Genomic DNA, 18,237 nt, shown 5'->3' with positions numbered 1-18,237 from the left:
GTTCTAGTTCTAGGTGTAGACGTAGATGCTATACGCTAGGTTTAACCGTCTGACCGTTGTAGTACTTGTCTTTCATCTTAAGCGCCACGTTCACAAGGTAAATCAGCACAGGGACTTCAATCAGTGGACCGATAACGCCTGCAAACGCTTGGTCTGAGTTGATACCGAATACTGAGATAGCCACGGCAATCGCTAGCTCGAAGTTGTTACCTGTTGCTGTAAATGCAATTGATGCGTTCTTGTCGTACTCGATGCCCATCTTTTTACCGATGAAGAAACTGATGAAGAACATCGCAGTGAAGTAGATAGTCAGTGGAACCGCAATTAATAGAACGTCCATTGGCAGTTCAACAATCATTTCACCTTTCAGGCTGAACATCAGAACGATAGTCGCCAGTAGTGCAATCAGTGTGATTGGAGAGATGCGTGGAATAAATACGTCGTTGTACCACTGCTCGCCTTTCATCGACACAAGGATCTTACGGCTTAGGAAGCCCGCTAGGAATGGGATACCTAGGTAGATAAGTACACTGTGTGCAATGTCGATCATCGAGATATCAACCAACATGCCTTCGTAACCAAATACTGGTGGAAGAACGCTGATGAATAGCCACGCCATGAAGCTGTAGCTCACCACTTGGAATGCACTGTTTAGAGCAACCAATGCCGCGCCGTACTCTTTGTTGCCGCCACCGATGTCGTTCCAAACTAGAACCATTGCCACACAACGAGCAAGACCAATCAGAATCACGCCAACCATGTAACCAGGGTGATCACCCAAGAAAGTTAGTGCCAATACAAACATCAGAATTGGACCAACGATCCAGTTCATGATCAAAGATAGTTTGATCGCTTTCTTATCTTTTACCACGGTGCCTAGCAGGTTGTAGTTAACCTTAGCCAGAGGTGGGTACATCATTAGGATAAGGCCAATTGCCAGTGGAATGTTGGTTGTGCCAACAGACATTGATTCGTTCCACTGTTCGATTTGTGGGAACAAGGTGCCAAGCAGTACACCAATGCCCATGGCGATGAAGATCCACAGCGTTAAGTAGCGATCGAGAAAACCTAATTTTGGTTTCATTATATTATCTCTTTGGTTGCTATCGTTAATCGTCGAAAAACGATATTTAAAGGCAAAAAATACGCTTAGTTTATTGTGTTCGACAAACTAAGCGTGGTTAATCTATTTTAAAATGGTGTCGATAAGCGATTCAAATTGCTGAATATTATCTCGGTTAATGCGATAGCACATCTTCGGCGGAATCGACTCAGCCGTAATAAAACCTGAGGCTTTCAATATTCTTAAGTGCTCTGATACCGTTGATTGAGCTAAACCCAATTCACTCACCAGATCACTGTTCAAGCAGCCGCCCGATTTTTCTAACGTGGAAAGGATACTCAATATACGTATTCTTGCTGGGTGAGCGAGTGCTTTCGCCAGTGCGGCCATTTGCTTTTCTGCTTTAGCATCACCGTGTTCGATGGGCAGAGAACAGCCACCAGATGTCGAGCAAGTTGAGTTCATATTGACGTCTCACCTTCATTAATCGTTAAAAGACGATTAATGATAAGCCTATTTTAAATAGGGGTCAATGCTCACTGTCTATTTGAACGAACTTTAAGGTGGCGATTCAGGGACTATGGTTGAACTCTGCTTTGACTCAGCTACGCAAAATGGCGTGAACATCGATTAAACGCCATTTTGCTCGGTTATCCGCTAGTTAAGAACGGTATAGCCTCGGTTGATCATACAGTTACGATTCACTTGAAACTTCTGCTGCTCAGATAGCTCGGCGGATTGTCTTTTTTGAGCACCGTGCTTTAAAGCGCCGCTGATAATACCGATGCCAGCACCAATTTTTGCACCATCATGACCACTCCCGCCAGAGACGGCTCCACCAACCGCACCCAGCGCTGCACCCTTAGCGGTTGAACCGACAATATCGCTGCCAAGAGAATCGACCTCTTCAGGCTTCACTTGTTGAGCGTATTGCTCACATTCATACAGATCGGCGTGATACTGTGTTTCATCAACACCTTTAGTATCGACAATGATTTGATTAGCAAATACTGAACTTGATGCTACAAGCAATATCGCTGCGATTGGAGAGAATGGAAATTTCACAATATAGACCTCTAGAGTATTCATTGCATTGTTAAAGTGACGTGTAGTTCTCGATGAAATCAAGGCGACGATCGGTGTACTCACCAGAATCCAACATCTTAGATAACCCGCGAAGCGTGTTGTAAGGCTGAGAAACGGCCACCATGTTAATGAGCCAATACGGAATATCGCCACCTGGATCACTCAATACTCGATAAGAGATATGGGTGGTGTTTTCGTCGATTGGTGTCAGGATCCAACTCGCCTCTAATTCAGCCACTCTGATGATTTTTTTATTATTGTTTGGCAGGTAATCAGGCCTACCATGCTGATCAATGGTGACAACCATCGTCTCTGGATCTTGAGTGATGACGTTCTCTACGATAGCTTCACGATCGGCAACCGGCCAAGGTGCCTTGGTATAGGTTTTGGTGATCGTGTGCGCCGCACTAAAATGCTCTATTTCTTCCATGTCATCGATGTTTTCTACCCATTGCGTGCCAACAGAGGTATCGATAAAGAGTGCGATAATAGAAGTGAGGGACGCGTTGATGTCGCCTTCTGCTCGAAATTCTTTAAAGTGACTGCCTTCAATTTTACGGTTATAAACCTCGATGCCTTTTTTATCGCGTGCCAGTGACCAGCCATCGGTGTCTGATGCAAACACCGAAACTGAACAAGCAAGAAGAAGCAAAGTAATAATCTTATTCATCATGTTAATGAGCGCCCTTTCCAGCTGATTTTATTGGTTTTAGATAAGCGGTAACTGTTCAGCACGAGTAGGCTTTGAACACAAATACCGAAGGGTACGGTTAACGCAAATTTTGCGGGAACAAACAGTTCCTTAACCAAAATGAAGTAGGTGACGATCGACACCAAGAGCATCACAGAGCTGACAATGAGCGAATAAGCATGAATGGCAGACATGTCACTGATGAAGGCGTTCGCCGATACCAGCATCAAAAGCGGTCCCGCCCATGCGATGATGTTGGCTTTGATGAAGACTTTTAAAGCTTGTGCTTGCGATTGACAATTCACAATAAGATTCATGTTTTTGGAAAAGCCAGCCCAGATTGAGTTGAAGTCTGAATACATGTGCGTACTCATTAGTTTGTCTGCAAATGCCCAGAAAATCTTAAATCCATTGACCTTCATGACTTTTGCAAAGGCGATGTCTTCCGATATCGCGTTTGCTACTGCGGCGTGTCCACCGACTGCGTCGTAGGATTTTCGGGTAAACAACATCGCCTGACCGTTAGCAATCGCTTCTTCCTTAGTCATGTCGTTCGAGTTTTTAAAGTTCATATAAGATGCGATCGATAGAAAGATGCCCGGCAAGGTCGCTTTTTCTGCCACAGACGCAAAAGTTTGTTTTGGATTAAACGATAAGAGATCAGTTTTTTGTTGGATAGCAAAGTCGATAACGCTCTGTAGCATCGCGGGTGCTGAATCGGTATCTGCATCAATGAAATACACATATTCACCGCTCGCGTTGAGTGCGCCAGCCATACATGCATTGCTCTTACCAAGCCATCCGGTCGGTAACGTTCTACCTGAAATACAGCGCGCGTTAACGTCGAACTTACTGATCAATGCTTCTACTTTTGCACGGGTTGAGTCAGTAGAAAAGTCATCAACAACAATGACTTCAAACTTGTCTTTTGGGTAGCTCTGCTTCAATAGAGAGCCAAGGCTGATTTCAATATTGTCTTCTTCATTTCGCGCAGGAATAATGACGGAAACAGTCGGCCACTCAGTTCTTTTGAACGATATTTTAGGTTCAATGTGAATACGATGGCGCTCTAAGTTCGCAAGTGTGATTAGAAACTTGACGGTAACGATGCAAAGCAAGGTCGTAATAATAGCTAAAATCATAATGACTGTGGTCGGAATAAAGTGATGGAGAGACGGGAAAGAATATAGTGGAGTGTGATCTAACGCACATCTTGTATGTAGGACTTAACCCTTCAAACTGGAATGCGCTTCTGTTAGCGTTTGCCTTGGAAAGATGTGAAACAGTGACTGACAGGCGGTAAAATAAGCATTGTATTCACCAGCGACTCTAGCGATATAATCGAACCCAGAACCGTTACTCAAGATAACGAATGATCATAATCCAATAATAGGTACGCCCGACATGCCCCAACAAAACATCAAATTTATCGCGACTGATATGGATGGCACCTTACTCGATGAGCATGGAAAGCTCGACCCTGAGTTTTTCAATCTTTATGAGCGCTTAGAAGCGCAAGATATTATTTTTGCTGCCGCGTCTGGCCGCCAGTATTACAGCTTGCTAGAAACATTTTCCCCGCTTAAAGATCGCATGATGTTTATTGCTGAAAACGGCACATTAGTGATGCACAAAGGCCAAGAACTTTACAGCTGCTTGCTTGATACCGATGCCATTAAAGAGATCATTAAAGAAGCTCGAGCTATTGAAGGCGCGCATGTGGTGCTATGCGGTAAGAAATCGGCATACATCGAAACCAAAGATGAGCGTGCTCTGGCGGAGATCTCTAAGTACTACCATCGCCGTGAGCAAGTAGAAGACTTACTGGCGGTAGAAGACGATTTCATCAAGGTGGCTATCTGTCACTTCGACGGTTCACAAGAGAAAGTGAACCCAACTATTGATGCCAAATTCGGTGAGAACTACCAAGTGGTTGTAAGCGCAAAAATTTGGTTAGATGTGATGAACGCTGAAGCGTCAAAAGGTGCGGCGATTAAACATCTACAGAACACATTAGGTTTCACTTACGAGCAGACCATGAGCTTTGGTGATTACCTAAATGACTTGGAAATGCTTAAAGAGAGCTACCACTCTTACGCGATGGAAAACGCGCATCCAAAGTTAAAAGAGATCGCGCGTTTTGGCGCGCCAAGTAACGTTGACGCGGGTGTGTTCCAAGTACTTGAGAAGTTGCTAGCGTAACGCTCTTAAGCTAGATTCGATTTTTATCAAAGCCAACTCGTGAAAATGAGTTGGCTTTTTTGTTGGCTGCTGTTGTATTGAGTTAAATTTGAACGAGTGTTCAGCTTGTTGTAGTCTAACCAGAAAGATGGGTATTCACTTTGAATTGGATACGCCTTAGTAACGATATTTGGAATGATTATGAGCAAGAAACTTCAACTTGATATTATTTCTGACGTAATGTGCCCGTGGTGCGTAGTCGGTTACAAAAACTTAGAGCTAGCCGTTGCGGAACTTGGTTTAGAAGACCAGATTGAACTTGAATGGCAGCCGTTTGAGCTTAACCCTGACATGCCGCAAGAGGGCGAAAACCTGCGTGCCCATATCATGAGAAAATACGGTTCTAGCGCAGAAGAGAGCCAACGTTCACGAGAACAGCTTTCGGCTCGCGGCCAAGCGGTTGGTTTCGATTTCAATTTCTATGACAGTATGAGAATGGTCAATTCACGTCATCTACATGTACTTCTCGATTTTGCACTAGCGCACGGCAAACAGACTGAGTTAAAGCTACGCTTCTTTGCTGCTCACTTCACAGAGCAAAAAGACCTGTCCGATCTTGAAGTCATTGCACAAGAGCTTGAAGCGGTTGGCTTAGACTCAACGAAGGCACTGAAGCGCCTAAAGAACACCGACAACTTGAAGCAAATTGAAGCGCAAGAGTTTGAATGGCAACGCATGGGGATCTCTGCGGTTCCTACTGTGGTGTTCAACCGTAAGAGTGCAGTAACGGGCGCGCAGACGGTAGAAACCTACAAGCAGATTCTTCAAGAGCTTATTGCTGAATCATAAACGGATCATTGCTATCAATTAGAGTCTGAATTTCATGGAATCACTGTCACTCGCTCAAGCGCAAAAACTGGTATTGCTTTCGCAAAAGCTGCCGCCTAAGAAGTTGCCACCTAAAAAGCAACGCAATGGGGGCGCTTTGGCGAACACGTTGTCTGCGATTGAAAACCTTGGCTATGTGCAAATTGATACCATCTCTGTGATTCAGCGAGCTCACCACCACACGCTTTGGAATCGCAATCAAGATTACCAACTGAACCATCTTGATAAGCTGTTAGAGCGTCGAGAAGTATTTGAGTATTGGTCGCATGCCGCCGCGTATTTACCCATGCGTGACTTCCGATTCAGCCTACACCGCAAGAATGGCTTTGCGAGCGGTAAGCTCAAGCATTGGTATAAAAAGAATGACGCACTGATGGCTCATGTTCTCAAACGTATTGAGAATGAAGGGCCGTTGATGGCGAAAGATTTTGAAGGGGATAGGCCAAACCCCGGCGGTTGGGGCGGTAAACCGGCCAAGCAAGCATTAGAAACATTGTTCATGCAAGGCGACTTAATGGTGCCAAGCCGAGTTAACTTTCATAAGGTGTATGACCTAACCGAGCGAGTTTTACCGAGCGGAATTGATACCTCTGAGCCGACAGAACAAGAGTACATCGAGCATCTGATAACACGTTATTTAGAGGCTAACGGAGTTGGAATAGCGTCGGAAATGAGCTACCTACTCAAGAACACAAAGCCTTTGATTCAGAGAGCACTCCAACAGATGCTTGAAGATAAGCAGGTTCTGAAAGTAGATATTCAAGGCTCTGATTACTATGTCCTGCCAGGTGCTTTTGAACTGCTGAATCAACCTCTTTCCAGAACCAAGCTTAAGATACTGTCTCCGTTTGATAACCTGCTGATTCAACGAAAGCGAATGCAATCATTGTTCAACTTTGATTACCTCCTAGAATGCTATGTTCCAGAGGCCAAGCGTCAGTTTGGTTATTTTAGCTTACCGATTCTGTGGCAAGGTGAGCTGGTGGCACGAATGGATTGCAAGGTCGACAGGAAGAGTGGTTTGCTCAATATCCGTAACTTGGTTGTGGAAGAGCGAATTAAAAACCATGAGTTGTTGGTTCATGCTTTATGCGATGAACTAAAACACTTCATGGTGTTCAACCAATGTGATGAGATGATCGTCCATAACACCACGCCCTCTGATCTTGGCAAGCGCTTGATGAGCCAATGGCAAACAGTCTAGCGGTCTTTGTTGTTTAGAAAGCGCTTAGTTACTCAGCAAACGCAGCTAACAAGAACTCGACAAAGGTTCTGTTCTTCAACGACAGTTGCTTGGTTTTGTAGAGCAAGTGAATCGGCTTTGGTAACGGCGCCATGCCGGGTAGGATTTCCAACAGCGCTCCACGATCAATCTCTTCTGCGACTAAGATAGTCGGTTGCAACAACACGCCCACACCCTGCAGGGCGGCATACCGCAACACATCACCATTATTCGACATCAAGCGCACACGTTCTTTATTCGGTGTGGCGTGAGGAGCTTGGCTGCTGTAACTGAATCCAAGCGATGGGTGTTGTGCCAAGTCTTCTAATACTCTGATCTGAGCATGTTGGTTAAGGTATTCGGGCGCCGCGCAATAACACATCTCATATTCCCCTAAGTATCTAGCGACTAAACTGGAGTCAGACAGGTCACCAATCCGCACAATCAGGTCAATGTCGGATGAATAAGGGTCGACAAGGTCATTATTCAACATCAGCTCAACGTTGATGGTTGGGTGATGTGCGAGAAATTTGGCCACGATAGGGGCGAGCACCTTGTTTCCATAGGTAACTGGGCAGTTAATTTTTACCGTGCCTTGCGGTTGATTTTCTAAGGTTTGAATCAGGTTCTCTGCATTGCTGATGTCTTCGAGAATTCGCTTACACTCACGATAGTAGAGCTGCCCTGAATCGGTTAAAGACTGCTTACGCGTAGTACGATGAATCAGTTGAGAGTTGAGGCTCGCTTCAAGGTGATGGACATGTTTACTGATCATGGTCGCCGACAGGTTGAAGTGGTTGGCGGCGCTGCGAAAGCTGCCTTGTTCCACTACGTAAACGAAGACTTTCATGCTAGTTAACTTATCCATTAAACACTCTTGGTTGATAAACAATAAACAAAACGTGAGTTTATCAATTATTAGGGGTTAATTATATTAATGGCAAACCGATAATTAACTAAAATAAGAGCGTGCAATGCCTCAAACGAATGAAACTATCTTTGTTACTGCCGAACTTAAGATCAAAACCAACATAGAACGAGCAGCTGCGCTCGAAGCTATCGAACAGTTTTGTTTAGACATGCAAAGCGAACGGGGCTGCCTACAAGCAATTGCAACCTATGATCAAAGCCAAAGCGATCGTGTGATCTTGCTTGAGCAATACGTAAACCGCGAGGCGATCAATCAGCACTTTGTGATGCCTCATACCCAAGCGTTTATTGAGCGTGATATTACCGAGTTGGTTCAAGCATTCGAAACGCAACGTGGACCTATCAAAGCACAAGAGCAGGAGATCTAAGACATGAAATGGGGAATCCTAGGAACCAGCTTTATCTCAGGCGTAATGGCGGATGCGATTAAAGGCGATGCTCAAAGTGAGCTGTATGCTGTTGCTGGACGCACAGAGAAAACACTCAATGAGTTTGCTGCCCAATACCAGCCAACACGAACCTTCAACAACTATGAAGCCTTGATTGAAGATGAGTCGGTCGACATTATCTACATTGCTCTACCAAACCACGTTCATCATGAGTATGTGATTAAAGCGGATCAAAAAGGCAAAGCGATCTTGTGTGAGAAGTCTTTGTCGGTAGATATGGAAAAAACCGAGCAAGCTTTACTAGCCGTGAAAGAAGCGGGCGTATTCTTTGCTGAAGGTTTGATGTATTTAAACCATCCACTTATCACCAAGCTTCATCAAGAACTGGCAACTGGTGAGATTGGCGAAGTGCGTTCAATTCAAGGTTCCTACGTTGCGGCGATTGATCAGTTCGTGAATCCTGCGAGCAAAGGTGCGCTATACAACCTTGGCTGTTACCCAATGTCGCTGATTCACTCTGTTGCGCAGCAGCAATTTGGTGAGAGCGTGTTCGATGACGTGCAGATCTCAGCAATCGGTCGACGAGGCGAAGATGGCAATATCTGTGAATCGTCGGCGATGATGCTTTTCAACGACCGTTTTACCGCGCAAATCCACACTGCTGAAGACCACGGTTTAAAGCATGGTTTTACGATCCTAGGCAGCAAAGGCTGTATCACGCTAGATACTAATCCATGGCTACCGACGGCAGAAAACATGTTTACGGTAGAGATCTATGAGACGTCGACACGTGAAGTGAAAGTCGAAGCGCAAGGTGATACACAACTTGCTGCGCCAATGGCAACCCACCAAGACTCTCGCGTAATCATGAAGTTATTAACTGATTGGGAACAAGCGGCGAGCTAATGTTTTAGTAAATTCTATACTCGTCTCATGTTTGATCGCCTCGTAAGCTATCAAACATGAGGCGTTTCCTCTATATCTTCCAGTCGACTCTCCCCAATAAATACTTTGCATTTGAAACCGCCACAGTGTCCAATATCAGGTAGTACGAAACTGACCGAAAAACCTTATTTTTTAAGGTGTTAAATAGGACCTTTGCCGCATGCGTAAATCAGATAAGAAAATCGAGAATCAAATCAGAGACGTGTTAACTGACGTTTGTGAAGACACGCTGAAAGGCTTCGATGGTTTTTTATGGGTGACTCACTCGGTCAACTTCTCATCTTTTCCGCAAAGTTTGAAAATTGTCTGTGTATTCGATACCAATCAGGATAGAACGAACTTCTTAAGTGGCGAAGGTCAACAGAGTGCCTCTGGGGCTATTCAACAAGCGTTCAATCAAGTTGGGATTCAACTGAAGAATATCGATAAGCATGTTAGTTACGATACACAAGAAAATTGCGACCGTGACCACCAAGGGAAGTGGAACAAGAGGCTTTAAGGTGCGTTGTCATCGTTCTTGTTTAGACAGCCTATCCAAATTGAGTTTCAATAGTGTGGCGCTCAAACTGAGATTCGATACAGCAAATCCAAGTCCTATTCTGAGTTCTAGGCTCTGATAACTTCTCATCTTCCAAACCGTATTATTCTCATTTTGAGAAAATCTGAGCTGATTTCTCGTTAGCCGGAGATACTTGGTTTCCAAATAAAATTAAAATAACAAAAACTTATATTTTCCTTAATGCATTGATTTTGAATCGGCATTTGCTCGTTTTACTTGCCACCGATGAAACAAGACAGACGAGCACTTGAACAATAGAGCCATGTAGTCGATACTTTTTTCGTATTTTGATTCCTAAATTGACACGTAAGTTGGCTGACTTTTCGTCTTGTGATTTAAGGCATGACAGTATCGATTAGGAAATTTGAATCATGAAAACCTTCATTTCTGGGCTGCTCGCACTCATACCGTCATGTTTAATCGCTGGTTACGCTTTTGCTGTTGGTACAGCGGTTGTGCTGCCAGGGCAACATGAAGTTGGTGTTGATCTTTCGGGCTCTCCACTATCTACGAATGCCGTCATTGATTGGGAAATTTCCAATAGTGATATTGTGTTCGGAGCTTATGCCGACAAAGCCGACAATGAGCGGGCTACGACAATTGGTTATATGTACAACCAAGTCATGGCGATGAACTCGGGTTGGTTGGAGAACGATCTCCGTAACCAAGCTGAGTTAGAAGGCCTCAATTTCGAAGACTATTTTCTGCACTTTTCTGAAGATACTGTCATTGCCGAAGTTGATAAAACTCACGGCGAAAAGACTCTTTTAAACCGAAAGCCTATGATCTTGGGTTATACAGCCAATGAAGACCATGCTGGCTTTTGGCTGTATCAAGAGCCTCCGTGGGATGCCGATGTGTTTGAGAATTTCGAACAGGGCGGGGCTTTGTATGTCTATCATGCTGAGCAGTTCGAACGGCTGACCTTTAAGTTCTCACAGTTTGCTGGCAGCGGCGAATTCTGGATTGAATACCCAACGGCTATTGATTCTCAGGGTAGGGTTTCACAATGGGAAAGGCTTGATGTAAAGAAAGACAAAACGCTCAATATGACCAAAAACCAATCGGTGATCTGGAACCTTCCGGATAACTGGTTAAGAGCTACAACTCATGATGGGAGCGGTGCGAGTTATGGCGGCGGCCAGTATTTTGGTTCAACCTTTTTGAGAGATGGTGGGCGCTTATACGTTGTGAGAGTTCGTTGGCAAAGTGAGAATGCCGACGACAGGCCGCGTTTAAAAGAAGTAAAACTCAAAAACAGTTTTCCAACCGTCAAGTTAACCGATGCTCCGACTTCAACCCCGGACGGCAATGCTATCAGCCAATGGCGAAAAATCCGTGGTTTTGATGTGTCTGCAGACCTAGATGGTGATAACTACTTGTCGCCAAGCGAGTATCGAAATCGAACCAATAAGAACGCGACAGCACGTTTTCGTTGGGAATCAAGAGTGGTGCCATTTGGTCGAATGTGGAGCGCTAACTCATCTTGGTCGCTAACGAACGTCGCAAACGCGGATTATCTATCTGCTATTCATCGCTACTACAAGCAAAGCTGGGCAAGACAAGGTTTGAATGGTGCGTACAACGACGACACAAATAAACTCATTGGCTCGAACCAGTTCTATGTTCACTCTGGCGGGCATGTTCAAGAGTTAGGAGCTGTTGCGGGTTCGAATCAAGCGGATGATCTCTACAAGCAACAATTTTCAGCGTTTCTGAAAAATCTATCTGCTTTAGAAAGTGATGCGTCGATTGGGTTGAATATCGGAACCGCGAACTTACTGGGTCGAAATGGACAGTCTCATCTTAGCGAGGCGGGCTCTCTGTATTTACGCGAGCACTACATTTTTCCGTCTACTGGGTTTAGTGGTTACTCGGGGATCTCAAAATTCTGGGATAATTCTGCGCTCGCCTACAATGGGCAAAGTGTTATTTTTCAGGCGACAACGCGTTATGGGCGAGTTCAGTATCTTGGAAATAGTGAAGATAATTGGAAGCAAGACCAATACTCGACCCTAGCGATCTACCACCTCAATCGACACGCTCAACATAGCTACTTTAATCAGTGGAACAATGGTTACGTCTATGGAAGTGGCAATACGACGGCTGACACTTTCTGGCAAAGTGGTGTCCCTAAAAACATCGCCTACCAACCCAGTTCGTTATTGGCCGTTGACTTGGGAGAGCCGAGTCATCAAATCCCACATGGCTTTGCGCCGATTCCTTTGATGCTTTCGACAACGACACCTCAGCCTGCTGACTACACCATCGTTGGCGATTCCTCGATGAACGAAATGGTGCATGCTGATCTGCCCAATGGTATCACTCACGTTCTACCGACGTTCACGTACTTTATGTATCAATCTGAAAATCAGGTGGTTGCTGGTGGCCCTGAGGACATGGTGTTAGCGAGAGAGTTCAGCAATGGTCGTGTGTTGTATCGCACGGATTTCCACGGTAAGAATCCGAGCTTTTATGACGCGGCAAAACTCACCATCGCGCTGGATGTTCCAATGAAACCTGTTGATGCTAACGGTAACGTTGGTGACTATGTGAGTGAAATAGAAATTGGCGGTTATGAAGGGCTGTTCTTACTTTATTAGAACTAATGCGAGTGAGCACTCTCGAACCAGAGCAGACTAGAGCTTAGGTTCGGGATATGAGCTTATTCTTTTTACACTGCTTAAATTCTTTGGCGATCCACGATTGCTCGTTTAAACCATTGTCGATTAGAGCAAAAAGGTAGCCATCGACTTTGCCTGAAGCCGCAGGATATTCTTGAAAAGCGTGCTTAGGGTAGCCGGGGTAATCCATCTCGTATTGAGCGTCTAACTGCTTACCGAGTTGACGCCATTTTACGAATAACTCAGAAGAAGATGTCTCAACCTTATATTGGCCCAAAATGCGTTGGTGATGGGTTAACGCCACTTTAGCGCAGTGATTGGTCTGTACGACTTTTTGTATCAATTCAACTTGTTCTTCACTCATGGTTTTCGCCAGTACATTCTCTTGTTCGATGCGCGCCATTCGCTCACCAAATGTTTCAGCATGGATGGGAAACACAAAAGTAAGCGGTAAAGCCAATACCAAAAGACGCTTGTAGAACATAACCAAACTCGTTAGAAGGATTCGCGGCTATTATGCCGCCCGCCGCCAATATTATTAATGAATATAAACGCTTAATTGTAAGAATTATTTTTATCGAGTGGATTAATAAATGCTTTCTGTTTTCTTTTATTCGCTAGGCGAATGGTTTGCTTGTTCCGCTGGAATAACGGCTCTCTCCGATCTTAATTTAATCGGAATATGAGCGGTTAGAGATGTTGGATATCGATCGAGTGGTAAGGAAAGCCGATCGCTTTAGCGGCGTTCAACAAAGCTTGTTGAGTCTTGAATACCCTGGGTTGCATTTTTCTGTCGGATTCAAGAAAGCTGTTTACTCCCCACTTATGACTTTTGACCATTAAGTAATAACCATTAGCTCCAGGGGACACGACACCAATTGCTGCTTTCAGGTCGCCACGACTGAAATGTTTTTTGAACTCACGTAATACCATATCAACATCCTTATTCGATGATAAAAAAAGGGAGCGCATTGCTCCCTAGTTAGTGCTTTTCTTAATGTTTACAAGAATGCGCGGTATGGCAGTTCTGGGTCATTTGTGAAGATGTCTGCAAAGCCACGGAAGTGCTGGTAGTGCATGCGGCCTTTATCTGTTGGGTATGTGTATTTACCACCAACTTGCCAGAAGAAAGGTGCGAAGCCGTATTGAAGACGTTCTTTCTTCATGTTCCACAGCATTTCGATTTCACGCGGGTCATTTTGGAAGTTAGCCCAAATGTCGTGGTGGAACGGAACAACTACTTCACAGTTCAAAGACTCAGCAGCACGAAGAATGTCTGAAGATGTCATTTTGTCTGTTACGCCACGTGGGTTCTCACCGTAAGAAAGCAGTGCAACGTCGATCTTGTGGTCATTACCGTGTTTAGCATAGTAGTTTGAGTAGTGAGAATCACCAGAGTGGTAAACTGAACCGCCTGTTGTTTCTACTAGGTAGTTCACTGCACGGTCGTCCATTCCGTCTAGAATTTCTTTGTCTAGGGAAGATGTTCCTTCAGGAAGTGTCACTAGAGCTGTACGGTCGAATGCGTCAAGAACCTTGATGTTCACGTCTTTGATTTTGATCTCGTCGCCAACTTTAGCAATAACACACCGATCTTCTGGCACACCCCATTTCATCCATAAATCAACACACGCTTTAGGGCCAATGAATTTAACGTGGTCGCCGCAGTTTTGTAGAACTGCCGCTGCAACGTTGATATCAATGTGGTCGCCGTGGTCATGAGATGCCATAACTGCATCGATCTCTTTGATAGCGAAAGGGTCCAATGGGAAGATCGCGGTACGTAGGTTTGGTTGAAGTGCTTCCACACCGCCCATACGCATCATTTGGTGCTGGTTTTTCATTTTTTGAACGGCTTGTGTTTTTTTACCAGTACCACACCAGAAGTCCATTGATAGGTTTGCACCTTCTTCTGATTTTAGCCAAATACCTGTACAACCCAGCCACCACATAGAAAACGTACCCGGTTGCACAACTGTTTGTTCAATCTCTTCATTTAACCATGTGCCCCACTCAGGGAATGTATTTAGGATCCAAGACTCGCGAGTGATTTCGTTTACATTGCTCATGATAATACCTTTTATTTCAATAATTTGATTAATTTTGGATGTAGGGAGCCGAGCGCCTTAATTTGGATTAAGGCACTGAGCTAAATTTATTATTATTGGTGGGCTAGTTAGCCCTGCGATTTAAACTAGGATGACTTGCGTCCCTTGAGCTTCAATCAGTTTTACGACTTCGGGATTGGCGTCTTTACCGGTGATGACGATGTCTATTTGCTTGGTGCTGCAAAAGAGCATTCCGGTACGTTGTCCAACTTTTGAGCTATCGACCACGACGACAAGCTTATCGACCTGTTCGAGCATTTGTTGTTCGGCTACGGCCGTTAACATGTCGGCTTTGTACAGCCCGGCATCGGTTAAGCCTTTACCTGAGGTGAACATCCAGTTTCCCGCATAGCCGCCTAATGAATTAGGGGCAGGGTTTAGAAAGATGTTCTGCGCTTTGTTGTATTGACCACCAATGATGATGACATCGTCATGATCTTCGTTGATCAAGTAGCTTGCGAGTGGAAAGTAGTTCGTTACGATTTGAACGTCATCGCCACATAATTGCTGACCGAGTAGGAAAGCCGTCGAACCACAGTTGATCACGACTGTATCGCCAGCCTGACAAAGCCCTGCAGCTGCTTGAGCAATCTCTGATTTCTCTTCATAGAACTCAGTGCTGTTGATATTCAGTGGTGACCACTTTCTCTTCTGAGTTTCTACTCGTTCCGCACCATTTCGAATTTTTCTAAGTCGGCCAACTTCATCTAACTTAGCGATATCGCGCCTAGCAGTAGCAGGAGAAACGCTAAATTTATCAATAATATGAGAGACGTTGATTGTCTGCATATCTTCTAACAGCGACAAGATGCCGTTATGTCTTTGTACTTCATTCATATTTATCACTCTTTTTGTCGTTGTGACAATTTAATGATTACTTTTGATTTGTTTTGATTCTAATAATCACCATCATGATTGTCAAACCACATCGCTATAAAAACCAGACATTAATCACAATTTTTTATAAGTGGTTGATTTTATTGTATTTATAATTTTTACGTGTGATCTAAAGCTCAATTAAGCACATTCTGGGTGTGGTTAATTGATATAAATCAAAGTAATCACAAGTGAGCATTGAATGATTACTTTTGATTGGTAAAGTCTAGTTCGTGAGCAAAACTAGAATCATCACATCCTACAAATCATTAAAATTAAAAATCAATCAGGGGTAAAGATATGGAATTCTTATACGATATTTTCTATATTTTTTACAGTCAGGTAATGACCAAAGCACCGTTGCTACTCGGTCTTGTTACTTGTCTCGGCTACATCCTTCTAAAACGTGACGCAACAACTGTTATCTCCGGCTCTATTAAAACCATCGTTGGTTTCATGATAGTGCAGGTAGGTGCAGGAACATTGGTAGCGGGTTTTAAACCGGTTATTGAAAAAATGAGTGAAATACATGGATTAACGGGATCGGTAATTGACCCGTACACCTCCATGATGTCCACCATGGAAACCATGGGCGACAACTACTCTTGGGTTGGGTATGCAGTATTACTGGCTCTTGGGCTAAACATTCTACTTGTTGCCTTCCGACGTATTACGGGTATCAGAACCATCATGCTGACTGGGCATATCATGTTCCAGCAAGCTGGCCTCATTGCTGTTTTCTACTTCGTACTTGGTGCAGGTATGTGGGAAACCATTATTTATTCAGCAATATTGATGGCGTTGTACTGGGGTATCTCCTCAAACATCATGTTCAAGCCGACTCAAGAAGTCACTGGTGGTGCGGGTTTCTCGATTGGTCACCAACAACAGTTTGCTTCATGGGTAGCCACCAAGGTTGCACCGAAGCTTGGCGACAAGAACGACAGTGTTGACCACATCAAACTGCCTAAGTGGTTACACATTTTCCACGACAGTATCGCTGCAACAACGTTAGTAATGACTGGCTTCTTCGGCATTATTCTTCTTTCGTTCGGTCTTGATAACCTTCAGGACATGGCAGGTAAAACGCACTGGTTTATCTACATTTTTGAAACTGGTTTGAAATTCGCTGTTGCCATTCAAGTCATCGTTACTGGTGTTCGCATGTTCGTTGCGGAACTGTCCGAGGCATTTAACGGTATTTCTCAACGCCTTATTCCTAACGCTGTTTTAGCAATCGATTGTGCGGCTATTTACGCCTACTCTCCTAACGCAATGGTATTTGGTTTCATGTGGGGCGCAGTGGGTCAATTCACCGCTGTTCTTGCAATGCTAGCGTTTGACGCACCAATCATGATCATTCCTGGCTTTATCCCAATGTTCTTCTCGAACGCCACTATCGGTGTGTTTGCTAACCACTTTGGTGGCTGGAAAGCGGTGATGAAGATCTGTTTCGTGATGGGCATCATCGAAGTGGTTGGCTCTGCGTGGGCAATCCATATCTTCGCTCAATCAGGTACTGAGTTTAATGGCTGGATGGGCATGGCTGACTGGGCTCTGGTATTCCCACCAATCATGCAAGGTATCTCAAGCTCTAGCATGTTCTTCTTTGTGATTTTGGCTTTGGCTGGCATCTACATGTACTTCGCTTCTAAGCAACTACGAGCTGAAGAAGACGCAGAAGCTGCTGCTGAAACAATGACCGCAGTAACGCCTGAAGGTATTGAGGTTGAAGTCGCGGTTCCACAACAATCGACAGCAACCGCTGAAGCACCATCTGTTTCAACAACGGCAGCTTCTACAACATCAGAAACTCGAATCTCACCAGCCGCTGACCAGAAACCGGTTCGTGTCTTAGTGTGCTGTGGCTCAGGACAAGGTTCTTCAATGATGTGCTCTAAGAAAATCAAAGAGTATTTGGACAAGAAAGGCATCCCCAGCTCGACCTTTAACAGCGCCATCACTGATTACAAATCACACCTTGGTTCATTCGACATCATCGTTACTTCGGTTGCTCTTGCAGCGAAGATCACGGGTCTGCCGGAAGGTAAGCAACAGTTAGCGGTTAAGAACATGATTATGGTGAAAACTTTCGGCGACGAACTTGTTTCCATCATCGAGAACAACTTCCATAAATAATTAAAAACGGCTCAGTGGTGTCGCACTGCTGAGCCAATAAAAACAATTATATAAGTGAGCAATAACATGAACTTAAAAGAATCTCTTATCAAGAATAACTCTATCCTACTGAACGCAAAAGCAGCTGACTGGAAAGCGGCGATCAAGCTTGGGACTGATGCATTGGTGAAAGCGGGTATTGCAGAAGAGCGTTACTACGACGCGATTACCAAAGCGATTGGTGAAGAAGGCCCTTATATCTGTATTCACGATGCGTTCGCACTGCCACATTGCCGCCCTGAAGACGGTGTTATTCGTACTGGGTTTGCGCTAACCGTGCTTGAAACGCCAATTACGTTTGAAGGTGTTGATGAGCCTGTAGATGTGCTGATAACACTAGCGGGTAAGGACTCAGAAGAGCACATCGAAGGCACCATGCAAGTGGCGAACTTGATTGAATTCGATGAAGACTTCTCAAAACTTCGCGCGTGCAAAAGCCCAGAAGAAGTGGCGCGTTTAATTGATGCTGCATTGCTTCAAGCGGAAGCGGCGTAAGG

19 protein-coding genes are annotated in these 18,237 nt (G+C 44.5%); 9 read left to right on the top strand and 10 right to left on the bottom strand.

Going from position 1 to position 18,237, the window contains the following annotated elements; all coding sequences use genetic code 11:
• Positions 1-28: 28 nt before the first annotated feature.
• The 5 genes from arsB to AB6D06_RS10460 form a co-directional block, all read right to left on the bottom strand.
• Positions 29-1,084 (bottom strand): ACR3 family arsenite efflux transporter, encoded by a 1,056-nt coding sequence (gene arsB, locus AB6D06_RS10480; protein WP_372110178.1) that lies wholly within the window; start codon positions 1,082-1,084, stop codon positions 29-31.
• Between the two features lie 102 nt (positions 1,085-1,186).
• Positions 1,187-1,528 carry an ArsR/SmtB family transcription factor gene (locus tag AB6D06_RS10475; protein WP_372101106.1) on the bottom strand — a complete coding sequence of 114 codons (342 nt, stop codon included), beginning with the start codon at positions 1,526-1,528 and terminating at the stop codon, positions 1,187-1,189.
• Positions 1,529-1,720: 192 nt separating this feature from the next.
• The gene (locus AB6D06_RS10470; protein WP_029235181.1) at positions 1,721-2,128 is read right to left on the bottom strand and encodes a glycine zipper family protein; all 408 of its coding nucleotides are present in this window, start codon (positions 2,126-2,128) and stop codon (positions 1,721-1,723) included.
• 31 nt (positions 2,129-2,159) lie between these two features.
• Positions 2,160-2,822, bottom strand: a complete 663-nt coding sequence (locus tag AB6D06_RS10465) for an START domain-containing protein (RefSeq protein WP_065583761.1) — start codon at positions 2,820-2,822, stop codon at positions 2,160-2,162.
• Entirely contained in the window at positions 2,819-3,982 is a 1,164-nt protein-coding gene (locus AB6D06_RS10460; protein WP_017064013.1) for a glycosyltransferase family 2 protein, read from the bottom strand. Before AB6D06_RS10460 ends, AB6D06_RS10465 begins: the two co-directional genes overlap by 4 nt.
• A 262-nt stretch (positions 3,983-4,244) precedes the next feature.
• Between AB6D06_RS10460 and AB6D06_RS10455 the strand changes: the two genes are divergently transcribed.
• From AB6D06_RS10455 to AB6D06_RS10445, 3 genes are all read left to right on the top strand, one after another.
• On the top strand, positions 4,245-5,042 hold the full coding sequence (locus tag AB6D06_RS10455; protein ID WP_017069716.1) for a Cof-type HAD-IIB family hydrolase: 798 nt from the start codon (positions 4,245-4,247) through the stop codon (positions 5,040-5,042).
• 180 nt (positions 5,043-5,222) lie between these two features.
• Positions 5,223-5,870: a DsbA family oxidoreductase gene (locus tag AB6D06_RS10450; RefSeq protein ID WP_017060931.1), complete on the top strand. Its 648-nt coding sequence runs from the start codon at positions 5,223-5,225 to the stop codon at positions 5,868-5,870.
• A 34-nt stretch (positions 5,871-5,904) separates the two neighbouring features.
• Positions 5,905-7,113 (top strand): winged helix-turn-helix domain-containing protein, encoded by a 1,209-nt coding sequence (locus AB6D06_RS10445; protein WP_017072304.1) that lies wholly within the window; start codon positions 5,905-5,907, stop codon positions 7,111-7,113.
• Positions 7,114-7,141: 28 nt separating this feature from the next.
• Here AB6D06_RS10445 and AB6D06_RS10440 read toward each other — a convergent pair whose 3' ends face one another.
• Entirely contained in the window at positions 7,142-7,999 is an 858-nt protein-coding gene (locus AB6D06_RS10440; RefSeq protein ID WP_372110177.1) for a LysR substrate-binding domain-containing protein, read from the bottom strand.
• A gap of 106 nt (positions 8,000-8,105) precedes the next feature.
• Between AB6D06_RS10440 and AB6D06_RS10435 the strand changes: the two genes are divergently transcribed.
• From AB6D06_RS10435 to AB6D06_RS10420, 4 genes are all read left to right on the top strand, one after another.
• Complete coding sequence (locus tag AB6D06_RS10435; protein ID WP_017060928.1) at positions 8,106-8,429, top strand: putative quinol monooxygenase; 324 nt, start codon at positions 8,106-8,108, stop codon at positions 8,427-8,429.
• 3 nt (positions 8,430-8,432) lie between these two features.
• Positions 8,433-9,356 carry a Gfo/Idh/MocA family protein gene (locus tag AB6D06_RS10430; RefSeq protein ID WP_372110176.1) on the top strand — a complete coding sequence of 308 codons (924 nt, stop codon included), beginning with the start codon at positions 8,433-8,435 and terminating at the stop codon, positions 9,354-9,356.
• Between the two features lie 199 nt (positions 9,357-9,555).
• On the top strand, positions 9,556-9,894 hold the full coding sequence (locus AB6D06_RS10425) for a Fis family transcriptional regulator (protein WP_372110175.1): 339 nt from the start codon (positions 9,556-9,558) through the stop codon (positions 9,892-9,894).
• 431 nt (positions 9,895-10,325) lie between these two features.
• Positions 10,326-12,557, top strand: coding sequence for a hypothetical protein (locus AB6D06_RS10420; RefSeq protein ID WP_372110174.1), 2,232 nt, complete (start codon positions 10,326-10,328; stop codon positions 12,555-12,557).
• 43 nt (positions 12,558-12,600) lie between these two features.
• On the opposite strand, the gene AB6D06_RS10415 is transcribed toward AB6D06_RS10420, so the two are convergent.
• From AB6D06_RS10415 to ulaR, 4 genes are all read right to left on the bottom strand, one after another.
• Positions 12,601-13,062 carry a hypothetical protein gene (locus AB6D06_RS10415; RefSeq protein WP_017064007.1) on the bottom strand — a complete coding sequence of 154 codons (462 nt, stop codon included), beginning with the start codon at positions 13,060-13,062 and terminating at the stop codon, positions 12,601-12,603.
• 206 nt (positions 13,063-13,268) lie between these two features.
• Positions 13,269-13,511 carry a hypothetical protein gene (locus AB6D06_RS10410; RefSeq protein ID WP_017065673.1) on the bottom strand — a complete coding sequence of 81 codons (243 nt, stop codon included), beginning with the start codon at positions 13,509-13,511 and terminating at the stop codon, positions 13,269-13,271.
• Positions 13,512-13,579: 68 nt separating this feature from the next.
• Positions 13,580-14,647: an L-ascorbate 6-phosphate lactonase gene (gene ulaG / locus AB6D06_RS10405; protein ID WP_017060922.1), complete on the bottom strand. Its 1,068-nt coding sequence runs from the start codon at positions 14,645-14,647 to the stop codon at positions 13,580-13,582.
• A 120-nt stretch (positions 14,648-14,767) separates the two neighbouring features.
• Positions 14,768-15,523 (bottom strand): HTH-type transcriptional regulator UlaR, encoded by a 756-nt coding sequence (gene ulaR / locus AB6D06_RS10400; protein ID WP_017064005.1) that lies wholly within the window; start codon positions 15,521-15,523, stop codon positions 14,768-14,770.
• Positions 15,524-15,862: 339 nt separating this feature from the next.
• On the opposite strand from ulaR, the gene AB6D06_RS10395 reads away from it, so the two are divergent.
• Together AB6D06_RS10395 and AB6D06_RS10390 are read left to right on the top strand one after the other, a co-directional pair.
• Positions 15,863-17,701: a PTS ascorbate-specific subunit IIBC gene (locus tag AB6D06_RS10395; RefSeq protein ID WP_017060920.1), complete on the top strand. Its 1,839-nt coding sequence runs from the start codon at positions 15,863-15,865 to the stop codon at positions 17,699-17,701.
• A 66-nt stretch (positions 17,702-17,767) separates the two neighbouring features.
• Entirely contained in the window at positions 17,768-18,235 is a 468-nt protein-coding gene (locus AB6D06_RS10390) for a PTS sugar transporter subunit IIA (protein ID WP_017064004.1), read from the top strand.
• The last annotated feature ends 2 nt before the right edge of the window (positions 18,236-18,237 follow it).

The sequence above is a fragment of the Vibrio sp. 10N.239.311.G01 genome (assembly GCF_041465805.1).
GTDB classification, from domain to species: domain Bacteria; phylum Pseudomonadota; class Gammaproteobacteria; order Enterobacterales; family Vibrionaceae; genus Vibrio; species Vibrio crassostreae_C.
This window is presented reverse-complemented; position numbering and strand designations above follow the sequence as displayed.

Coding starts and splice junctions, on each gene's coding strand:
- arsB (WP_372110178.1), bottom strand. CDS start 1,084: ATGAAACCAAAATTAGGTTTTCTCGATCGCTACTTAACGCTGTGGATC.
- AB6D06_RS10475 (WP_372101106.1), bottom strand. CDS start 1,528: ATGAACTCAACTTGCTCGACATCTGGTGGCTGTTCTCTGCCCATCGAA.
- AB6D06_RS10465 (WP_065583761.1), bottom strand. CDS start 2,822: ATGATGAATAAGATTATTACTTTGCTTCTTCTTGCTTGTTCAGTTTCG.
- AB6D06_RS10460 (WP_017064013.1), bottom strand. CDS start 3,982: ATGATTTTAGCTATTATTACGACCTTGCTTTGCATCGTTACCGTCAAG.
- AB6D06_RS10455 (WP_017069716.1), top strand. CDS start 4,245: ATGCCCCAACAAAACATCAAATTTATCGCGACTGATATGGATGGCACC.
- AB6D06_RS10450 (WP_017060931.1), top strand. CDS start 5,223: ATGAGCAAGAAACTTCAACTTGATATTATTTCTGACGTAATGTGCCCG.
- AB6D06_RS10445 (WP_017072304.1), top strand. CDS start 5,905: ATGGAATCACTGTCACTCGCTCAAGCGCAAAAACTGGTATTGCTTTCG.
- AB6D06_RS10440 (WP_372110177.1), bottom strand. CDS start 7,999: ATGGATAAGTTAACTAGCATGAAAGTCTTCGTTTACGTAGTGGAACAA.
- AB6D06_RS10435 (WP_017060928.1), top strand. CDS start 8,106: ATGCCTCAAACGAATGAAACTATCTTTGTTACTGCCGAACTTAAGATC.
- AB6D06_RS10430 (WP_372110176.1), top strand. CDS start 8,433: ATGAAATGGGGAATCCTAGGAACCAGCTTTATCTCAGGCGTAATGGCG.
- AB6D06_RS10425 (WP_372110175.1), top strand. CDS start 9,556: ATGCGTAAATCAGATAAGAAAATCGAGAATCAAATCAGAGACGTGTTA.
- AB6D06_RS10420 (WP_372110174.1), top strand. CDS start 10,326: ATGAAAACCTTCATTTCTGGGCTGCTCGCACTCATACCGTCATGTTTA.
- AB6D06_RS10415 (WP_017064007.1), bottom strand. CDS start 13,062: ATGTTCTACAAGCGTCTTTTGGTATTGGCTTTACCGCTTACTTTTGTG.
- AB6D06_RS10410 (WP_017065673.1), bottom strand. CDS start 13,511: ATGGTATTACGTGAGTTCAAAAAACATTTCAGTCGTGGCGACCTGAAA.
- ulaG (WP_017060922.1), bottom strand. CDS start 14,647: ATGAGCAATGTAAACGAAATCACTCGCGAGTCTTGGATCCTAAATACA.
- ulaR (WP_017064005.1), bottom strand. CDS start 15,523: ATGAATGAAGTACAAAGACATAACGGCATCTTGTCGCTGTTAGAAGAT.
- AB6D06_RS10395 (WP_017060920.1), top strand. CDS start 15,863: ATGGAATTCTTATACGATATTTTCTATATTTTTTACAGTCAGGTAATG.
- AB6D06_RS10390 (WP_017064004.1), top strand. CDS start 17,768: ATGAACTTAAAAGAATCTCTTATCAAGAATAACTCTATCCTACTGAAC.